Consider the following 7,072-nt stretch of genomic DNA (forward strand, 5'->3'; position numbering starts at 1 on the left):
AACAAATCCTGTCTCATGTTGCTTTCCATGTTCGCTCCCATAATATGCCCCCAGGATGTTATAAAATATTCGCAGTACGTTCTTATCATGTACATCACAAACATCAAAAGAGCCACTATACCTATTGACGAAAGTATTACTTCCGCTCCTTTGGTAAAAAGTCCTCCGGTTAAAAATTTCAATATTTGAGGAAATGCCAAATCGACGAGAGATACAATAACGGCACAAAGCATATCAAGATAAAACAGTCTTTTGTAAGGTTTGTAATAATTGATAAATTTATTGAATGTAGACATTTTTGCTCCTTATTTGTTTTAATGGAATTTTAACATTAAAACATTATACATTAACTTTACTTCTTAATCAATTTGCATTTATAAACTTTTATTTTTGATTTTATAAAAAACATAGATGTTTAAAATTCTTCATTTATAAGTTTCAATAGTTTTTCGACATATATTTTCGCATGATTCAGGCTTAAATCTCCATGATAATATCCCTGCAATATTTCCATGGAAGAATTTTTTATTTTTCTGTTTATAATCTTTGCTGATTTTTTTATGATAGAACGTTCTTTACTTCCTGTTAAAATAAGTGTTTTTGCAGTGCACTTTGAAAGATTTTCAGGCATTTTGTAAGTTGTGTTTTCTTTTAGAAATGCAATCATATCTTCTTTGTTTATTGTAGAAGTACCTATAAAATATTCTTCAAAATAAGAAGGTTTTATATGCAGGGATTTGAACTGAAGCTTGGCAAACCATTCTTTTTTTATTAATGGAAAACAAAGAGAAAAAACGGGTTTGATTAATTTTGAAGTAAAAGGCATAGGTAAAACCGTTGTGCTTTCTATAATCGCAAATTTGCATATATCCTTTTTCTCGGCTAACATTTCCAAAAGGATTTGTCCTCCTAAAGAAACACCTCCTATTAAATAGACTTCGCCTTCAAGTTTTTTATCTATAAATTCGACCAGATTTTTTGCGTTTTCTTTTATTGTGGAAAATCTGTTTTTGCTTCCTCGGTGTCCGTTTAAGCTTAGGATTATAACGTGAAATCGGCTTTTAAGTATATTTGCCACTTCGTCATAATTCCAAGTTCCTAACCCTCCCGCATGCAATAAGATAATTACTTTTTCATTTTCTTTTCCATACTCTTTAATACACATATCAATCCTCCCGAATTTAATATGCAACCTATATGTTTCTTTTTATAATAATGAAAAAAAGAACAATAAATATTTTTATTTAAGTCTTATATATAGAATTATATCATTTTTTGATTATATTTTAATATGGATTACTCTATTTTTTGTGCAAAAACTATATTGTGAAGAATATGTGAAATAAACTTCTTTTTCTTCTTTCCTTTATTCAATAACATCTTATGGAAGCTTTGTTTTTACTTCATTCCTGTTTCATCTTTACTTCACATATATTGAATATAATATATTCAGTCGAAAAAGGAGGACATAAATTATGGAAGATAAAAATGATAATATATACAAATCAAACAAGAAAAGAAGAACAGCGGTTTTTGTTGTGATTGTTGCCGCTATGATGATTACATCTACCTCTTTGGGGTTTATCGGCGGAATGGCCGCAAATAAAGTTTTTAGCAGCAATAAAGCTCAGGGGGTAACTTCTACGGATATTCCCGTTGCAACGACGTCTTCTTCAGATGATGGAACAATGAATGTTTCAAACGTCGTAAAATCAGCCAAGAGTAGCGTGGTTTCCATAGAATGCGAAAGCAAAAGCAGTTCTGAAGGGTACATTTTCGGCAGAGGGGAAGATTCTTCGGTTACTAAATCCGCCGGCAGCGGTGTTATAATCACCAGTAACGGTTATATCGCAACCAATAATCACGTTGTTGACGGGGCAGAAAAAATCACGGTTAAAACATCAGACAACAAGTCTTATACAGCAAAGCTTATAGGTAAAGACGAACAGACCGATCTTGCCGTTTTGAAAATCGATGCAAGGAATCTTAACAATGCTACATTCGGAAAATCAAGTTCTCTTGAAGTGGGAGATGAAGTGGTTGCCATAGGAAATCCTCTGGGAGAGCTTTCAGGTACCGTCACAAACGGAATTGTTTCCGCCCTTAACAGAGAAGTTACCATAGAAAACGAAACTATGAGCTTGATTCAGACAAATGCATCTATAAATGCCGGAAACTCCGGAGGAGGTCTGTTTGATAAAAACGGTCTTTTAGTGGGTATAGTAAACGCGAAAGCTTCTGGAACAAATGTAGAAGGACTTGGCTTTGCAATTCCTGTTGATACGGCAAAAAGCGTTATAGAACAGATAATGGACTACGGTTATGTCAAAGGAAGAGTGACAAGCGGACTTACCCTTATCGATATTCTCGATAGCAGTACTGCAATGAAGTATGGGGTAAATGAACTGGGAGTATATATTTACAGCGTTAACGAAGGTTCAAATGCCGAAAAGGCCGGTCTTAAATCGGGATATATCATAAAAGAAGTCAACGGAAAAGAAGTGGAAAGCGCAAGCGATTTTAAAGCGGTAATAAATAAATTAAAAGTAGGAGATAAGATTAAGGTTACCGTTTCGAACGGTATGAGTGAAGCAAGCGTGGAATATAAATTAACTGAAAAGAAATAGATAAAACAGGAATATTTCAATGGGGTTTCACATAAAATACACATTGTTTTGCTAGACTTAGCGTGTAAGCAAAATGCTTATGAATTAGTTAGTTGTATTTTATGCAACAAACAATTCCCTCTTTTAAAAATATGTAATCTAATATTACCGGTGCACACGCACCGGTAATATTAGTATAAGGGATAAAATTATGGTATAATATAATAAAAGGAGGTAAATATGCCAAGAATTTTGATAGTTGATGATGAACCTAAGATTGCAGAACTTATTAATAAGTATGCAACTTTTGAAGGATACGATACACTGGAAGTTAACGATGGTATGAAAGCCATTGAAATATGTAAAAAAGAAGACTTCGATATTATTGTCATGGATATTATGATGCCGGAACTTGACGGTTTTTCTGCGGTCAGAGAAATAAGAAAAACCAAGGATACTCCTGTTATTATGTTGTCTGCAAGAGGAGAAGAATACGACAGGATACACGGCTTTGAAGTAGGCGCGGACGATTACGTGGTTAAGCCATTTTCTCCAAAAGAATTGATGATGAGAATCGAAGCCATACTAAAAAGAACAAAACCGAAAAAAGAAGATAATAAAGAAGACGTTATAAACATAGAGGGGCTTAGTATAGATTTGGCGGCAAGAATCGTAAAAGTGGAAGGTAACCCCGTAAGCTTGACTCCGAAAGAATACGATCTTTTGACTTTCCTTGTGGAAAATCAAGGTATTGCTTTATCCAGAGAAAAGATAATATCAACCGTATGGGGATATGATTATTACGGTGACGACAGAACTTTGGATACTCATATAAAGTTACTGAGAAAGAACTTGGGACCGTATGCGGGTAAGATTGTTACGTTAAGGGGAGTTGGATACAGATTTGAAAAAGAAGAATAACCTTAGTCTGAAATGGCGTATGTTTATGTATTTCTCCGTATTTGTTGCGGTGGTAATCATCGGCTTATGGCTGTGTCAGGTGGTTTTTCTTGATGCAACTTACAAAAACATAAAAACGAGAGAGATCAAGAATGCTGCTCATAAAATAAGCGAAAATTTTAACGAAGGGTATATCGAAGAGATTGCAATTTCCAAGGATTTTTGCGTTCTTATTTTAGACAGCGGCGGGAATCCCGCTTTTTCCATAAAGACTTCACCGAAGTGCACCATACATAAATTAACACCTCAGGGTATTAATTATTATGTTAATATGGCAATAAAAAACGGCGGAGAGTTTTTGGAAAAATCTTCCGTTTCAAAACAAGACAGAGAATACAGATTCGGCAATATAATATTTTCCAAACCCGAAAGCATAGTTTATACCAAAATAGTAAATGTGGGAAACACATTTTATGTGATGCTTTTGGATTCTGCGATTTCGCCAATTAACGCAACGGTAAGCACCTTAAGGTCTCAGTTGTTTTGGATTACCGCAGGTCTTTTGATATTTGCGGGTATCCTCGCTTTTTGGATTTCAAAAACAGTCGCATCTCCGATAGAAGAGGTGACGGGAAAAGCGAGATTGTTGGCAAAAGGACACTATGAATCCGACGATGATTTTGACGGAGGATATAAAGAAATCAATGAACTGGTCAGCACTCTTAATTATGCTGCGGCTGAGATAGATAAAAACGAAGAATACAAGAGGGAACTCATCGCAAATGTATCCCACGATTTGAGAACTCCTCTTACTATGATTATAGGCTACAGCGAAATGATGAGAGATTATCCTAACCAGGCGGATATGGACAGTATACAAACGATTATTGATGAGGCAAAAAGGCTTAATAACCTGGTAAACGATACTTTGGATATGGCAAAATACGAATCGGGTGCGGTAGAGCTTAATAAGGAAAAATTTGATATAACAAAAGAAATCAAATCGATTATATCTAGATTTTCTACCTTTACCGATTACAATATCGTGTTTAACTACGATTCTCACGCAGAAATCTGTGCGGATGAGCTTCAAATATCTCAAGTTATATATAATCTGCTTACCAATGCCATAAATTATACCGGAGAAGATAAACTGGTAAGCGTTAATCAGATTATAAAAGGAAACACTGTCAGAATAGAGGTTACAGATACTGGAGAAGGTATAGAAGAAGATAAACTTCCGAACATATGGCAGAGATATTACAAAATAGATAAGACTCACAAAAGGTCCGTGGTGGGAAGCGGACTTGGACTTTCTATCGTGAAAACCATTCTTTTAAGACACGGTGCAAAGTTTGGCGTAAAGAGCAAGGTGGGCTTTGGAAGTACTTTTTGGTTTGAACTCAAAACCGTGAAAGACAAAAAGAAAACTTTAAATACGAAGGAATAAGTTAAATCTTATTCCTTTTTTTTTCGGTATTTTTATATTGCCCTTAACAATATAGTCTTTTGTGTTTAAACAAAATTGTCGGAAAGCTTAAGAATTTTGTAAGAATTTTATTCGGTTTTTTATAAGAATATTATCTTAAACTATAGGAGAAGTTGAGGTGATATTATGAATAAGACAGCAAAACATAAAGTTTATTTGATGTTTACGAGGACAAATACATTATTGTCGAAAGCCATATACAAGCGTACCAAAGAACCTTATACTCATGTTGCCATATCCTTGGATGATTCTTTAAATGAGTTTTATTCTTTCGGCAGAAGGTATACCCCTTTTATGCTTCCGGCAGGTTTTGCAAAGGAGTCTCCCTTTTTGGGAGTGTACGAAAAGAATCCCAATACAGAAATAAAAATAATATACAAAGAGATTGACGAATACAAATACCGATTAATAAAGAATAAGCTTACAAGTATGTACCAAAACAGAAAAGATTATAAATATGATATTATAGGAATTTTGCTTTGCAACAAAAACATTACATTTAAAAGAGATAAGCATAAATTTTGCTCCCAGTTCGTAAGTGAAATATTATCCATGACGGATATAGTAGATATAAAAAAGGATGTAAAGCATATAAGACCCAGTGAACTGTATTTTATGAAAGACATAAAGGATGGTTTTAGCCCTTTCTTTGAAGGAAGTGTATACGAACTTATGGAACTTGGCACTAAAAACTATGAACTTCCTTTCATAAACGCTGTAGGCTGTGAAAAGGTGTACTGATATGAAATTCAGGGAAAATAAGAAATTAATCCTTTCGGGGGTAATTTTACTTGTGATTCTTTGTGCGGCGGGGATATTTATGAGCTTGGATATGAACAGTATCATAAACGGAATAAAAACTCTTCCATCAGGTATAAAAGAAGTTTTAATGGTTGTTGTAATATCACTTCAAATTTTCATAGCTTTTATTCCCGGAGAACCTTTGGAGCTCGCTGCGGGCTATATGTTCGGTTCCCTGTGGGGAACATTGATTTGTCTGATAGGCTCATTTATCGGAACGGTGATTGTGTATTACCTGGTTAAGTTGTTTGGCATGAAGATAATAAGAATCATGTTTAAGGAAGAACAGATTGATAAGGTGCAAAGTATGTTTGAAAACAAAAAGAGTTTGTTTTGGGTATTTTTGTTGTTTTTGATTCCGGGTACTCCCAAAGACGTAATGACTTACCTTGTATCTTTATCAAATGTGAAACTTTACAAATGGCTGCTACTTACCACTTTCGGCAGAGTGCCGAGTATAGTGACTTCTACTTTTATAACAGGCTCCATTAAAGAACAGGATTATTTCCTTGCGTTGATTGTAGCCGGTATTACACTGGTTGCTGTAATAGGCGGGATTGTTTACTGCAAAAAGTTTCATATTTCTATGAAAAAAAGGTAAAATTGTTATAAAATAGATTTACTGACTTAAACTTAAAAGAGAGGATATATTGATGAATCACAATATACTTATAACTGAAGACGAAAAAGGTATAAGAGATGCAATAAGCATATATCTTAAAAACCAGGGTTACAATGTTTTCGAAGCGGAAAACGGAAAAGAAGGACTCAAGATAGTTGAGGAGAAGGAAATACATTTGGCAATAGTGGATATTATGATGCCTGTGATGGACGGTATAACCATGACGATGAAAATCAGAGAAAAACATGATTTCCCGATTATATTTTTAAGTGCCAAATCTGAGGATATAGACAAAATAACAGGGCTTAACATAGGTGCCGACGATTACGTCACAAAGCCTTTTGCTTCTATGGAGCTGATTGCTAGAGTAAATTCTCAAATAAGAAGATATGAGCAGATTCTAAACCTTAAAAATAGCACTTCTTCATTTAAGGAGAATGATAAAAAATATATTGTAGGCGGTTTGGAGCTCGATGATTATTCAAAGGAAGTTACCGCAAATGGAAATAAAGTTAAACTTACGGTAAAAGAATACGAAATACTCAAACTCTTGATAAAACATCCGGGAAGAGTCTATTCGGCAGAACAAATTTATGAACTTGTATGGAACGAAAAAGCCATCAGTACCGAAACCATTATGGTACATATAAGAAG

The 7,072-nt window shown here is 34.4% G+C and carries 7 protein-coding genes and 1 pseudogene; 6 read left to right on the forward strand and 2 right to left on the reverse strand.

What is annotated here, in order from left to right:
* Together QZ357_RS05740 and QZ357_RS05745 are read right to left on the reverse strand one after the other, a co-directional pair.
* Positions 1 to 296, reverse strand: a pseudogene (locus tag QZ357_RS05740) (ABC transporter ATP-binding protein); the annotation flags it as partial.
* A gap of 119 nt (positions 297 to 415) precedes the next feature.
* Positions 416 to 1,165 carry an alpha/beta fold hydrolase gene (locus QZ357_RS05745; RefSeq protein WP_290773006.1) on the reverse strand — a complete coding sequence of 250 codons (750 nt, stop codon included), beginning with the start codon at positions 1,163 to 1,165 and terminating at the stop codon, positions 416 to 418.
* Positions 1,166 to 1,475: 310 nt separating this feature from the next.
* On the opposite strand from QZ357_RS05745, the gene QZ357_RS05750 reads away from it, so the two are divergent.
* The 6 genes from QZ357_RS05750 to QZ357_RS05775 all read left to right on the forward strand — a co-directional run.
* The gene (locus QZ357_RS05750) at positions 1,476 to 2,627 is read left to right on the forward strand and encodes a trypsin-like peptidase domain-containing protein (protein ID WP_290773009.1); all 1,152 of its coding nucleotides are present in this window, start codon (positions 1,476 to 1,478) and stop codon (positions 2,625 to 2,627) included.
* Between the two features lie 219 nt (positions 2,628 to 2,846).
* The gene (locus QZ357_RS05755; RefSeq protein WP_290773012.1) at positions 2,847 to 3,527 is read left to right on the forward strand and encodes a response regulator transcription factor; all 681 of its coding nucleotides are present in this window, start codon (positions 2,847 to 2,849) and stop codon (positions 3,525 to 3,527) included.
* A complete protein-coding gene (locus tag QZ357_RS05760) occupies positions 3,511 to 4,956 on the forward strand; it encodes a HAMP domain-containing sensor histidine kinase (protein ID WP_290773014.1) in 1,446 nt (481 codons plus the stop codon). Before QZ357_RS05755 ends, QZ357_RS05760 begins: the two co-directional genes overlap by 17 nt.
* Before the next feature lie 165 nt (positions 4,957 to 5,121).
* A complete protein-coding gene (locus QZ357_RS05765; protein WP_290773016.1) occupies positions 5,122 to 5,736 on the forward strand; it encodes a hypothetical protein in 615 nt (204 codons plus the stop codon).
* Between the two features lies 1 nt (position 5,737).
* Positions 5,738 to 6,397, forward strand: a complete 660-nt coding sequence (locus tag QZ357_RS05770) for a VTT domain-containing protein (protein WP_290773019.1) — start codon at positions 5,738 to 5,740, stop codon at positions 6,395 to 6,397.
* Between the two features lie 52 nt (positions 6,398 to 6,449).
* Positions 6,450 to 7,072: response regulator transcription factor (locus QZ357_RS05775; RefSeq protein WP_290773022.1), on the forward strand; the 623-nt coding region annotated here is incomplete at its 3' end.

It is taken from the genome of Anaerofustis sp., from assembly GCF_019420015.1.
GTDB lineage: Bacteria > Bacillota > Clostridia > Eubacteriales > Anaerofustaceae > Anaerofustis.

Bases quoted from the DNA above. Each gene is read 5' to 3' on its own strand.
- QZ357_RS05745 (WP_290773006.1), bottom strand. From the start codon at position 1,165: ATGTGTATTAAAGAGTATGGAAAAGAAAATGAAAAAGTAATTATCTTA.
- QZ357_RS05750 (WP_290773009.1), top strand. From the start codon at position 1,476: ATGGAAGATAAAAATGATAATATATACAAATCAAACAAGAAAAGAAGA.
- QZ357_RS05755 (WP_290773012.1), top strand. From the start codon at position 2,847: ATGCCAAGAATTTTGATAGTTGATGATGAACCTAAGATTGCAGAACTT.
- QZ357_RS05765 (WP_290773016.1), top strand. From the start codon at position 5,122: ATGAATAAGACAGCAAAACATAAAGTTTATTTGATGTTTACGAGGACA.
- QZ357_RS05770 (WP_290773019.1), top strand. From the start codon at position 5,738: ATGAAATTCAGGGAAAATAAGAAATTAATCCTTTCGGGGGTAATTTTA.